Below are 961 nucleotides of genomic sequence, written 5' to 3' on the forward strand. Positions count from 1 at the left end.
CCCCGCCGGCAAGCAGCAGGAGGACCGCGGCGCCAATGCCTGCGGTGGCGGCTGTCTGACCCGTTGATCCGGTTCCGGCGTCAGCGGCGCCGGAACGTGCGCCGGGAACGCCGGTGGGGGCGGAGTGCAGGCCCTCAATGTTCTGCACGGCCAGGTTCAGGTTCTTGTCCGTGAGGCTGCCCCACGCGTACACCACCGTGTGGGTGCCCTCCGCGACCGTCACATCGGCCGGGCCGATCACCGGAGCCGTGGTCCCCGCAGCGGCGACTGCAACGGACAGGGTGCCCGGATCAAGCGTCAGGGTCTCCTCCTTGGGGTTCGCCAGGCCGGTGATGACGGGAGCACCGCCGGCGAGGATGTCCACGGCTGGCGCCGCTGCCGTATGTCGGACAGTGAGCTTGCCCTTCCCCGGATCGATCTGTGAAACATCGTTTGTGAAGAAGTTGGCCGTCGGTTTGCCCTCTGCGTCAAGGTTGGCCACGGCCGTGTAGTTGCCGCTGGCGGCGAGAGTGACCTTCACGGGCCCGATCACCGGGGCGGACGCGTCGGCGGCATCGGCGGCGGTGATGGCAAGGTCATAGTCGCCTGCCGGGAGGGCCAACGGACCCGCCAGGGTGCCGGGGGCGAAGTCATCGAGGGTGCGTTCGCCGTTGACCCAGACGTCAACGGTCAGTCCGGGCACGCCGTGAAGCACGGAAAGCTGGGCGTCTGACTCGGCCGCCTGGGCGGGGCCGGCAAGGGCGAGAGCTGCCGCGATCGCCACTGCGCCTGCGGTGAAAAGGCTGGTACGCATTTACATCTCCTTCAACGGCCCGCCGGGCGGGCGATTTTTTGCTTACACCCCTACTACCGGCGCTGGGGTCAATTTGGATGCACATGCATGTAGATATTTTTTTGAAGGAGGTGCGGGCGCGACGACGGGCGCGGCTGCGAAGTGCTGGTCAGCAGCGTGCGGCTGGCG

Annotated in this window: 1 protein-coding gene; it reads right to left on the reverse strand. The window is 67.7% G+C overall.

Translation table 11 applies throughout. The features are described 5' to 3' along the window. The coding region (locus K789_RS0100495) for a DUF4397 domain-containing protein (protein WP_024365035.1) at positions 1 to 793 on the reverse strand (793 nt) is incomplete at its 3' end. Positions 794 to 961 lie beyond the last annotated feature (168 nt).

It is taken from the genome of Arthrobacter sp. TB 26, assembly GCF_000427315.1.
In the GTDB taxonomy this organism is placed as follows: domain Bacteria; phylum Actinomycetota; class Actinomycetes; order Actinomycetales; family Micrococcaceae; genus Arthrobacter.